Origin of the sequence: Salinivibrio sp. KP-1 (assembly GCF_000968645.1) — a bacterium.
GTDB classification, from domain to species: domain Bacteria; phylum Pseudomonadota; class Gammaproteobacteria; order Enterobacterales; family Vibrionaceae; genus Salinivibrio; species Salinivibrio siamensis.
On sequence record NZ_LAQR01000029.1, the window covers coordinates 1 to 619 of the forward strand.

Here is a 619-nt window from a genome sequence, read left to right on the forward strand (position 1 = left end):
ACCCCCCTCTACAAGACTCTAGCCTGCCAGTTTCAAATGCGGTTCCGAGGTTGAGCCCCGGGCTTTCACATCTGACTTAACAAACCGCCTGCATGCGCTTTACGCCCAGTAATTCCGATTAACGCTCGCACCCTCCGTATTACCGCGGCTGCTGGCACGGAGTTAGCCGGTGCTTCTTCTGCAGCTAACGTCAAGCCATGCACGTATTAAGTACACCACCTTCCTCACTGCTGAAAGTGCTTTACAACCCGAAGGCCTTCTTCACACACGCGGCATGGCTGCATCAGGGTCTCCCCCATTGTGCAATATTCCCCACTGCTGCCTCCCGTAGGAGTCTGGGCCGTGTCTCAGTCCCAGTGTGGCTGATCATCCTCTCAAACCAGCTAAGGATCGTCGCCTTGGTAAGCCATTACCTTACCAACTAGCTAATCCTAACTGGGCCCATCCCAACGCGATAGCTTACATGCAGAGGCCACCTTTGGTCCGTAGACATTATGCGGTATTAGCCGTCGTTTCCAACGGTTATCCCCCTCGTCAGGGCAGGTTCCCAGCCGTTACTCACCCGTCCGCCGCTCGACGTCCAGTAAATCCACCGAAGCTTCAATACTGCCGTTTCCGC

Annotated in this window: 1 rRNA gene; it reads right to left on the reverse strand. The window is 55.3% G+C overall.

Features of this window, described 5'->3' with window-relative positions:
* Window positions 1–619, reverse strand: a 16S ribosomal RNA gene (locus tag WN56_RS08660); the annotation flags it as partial.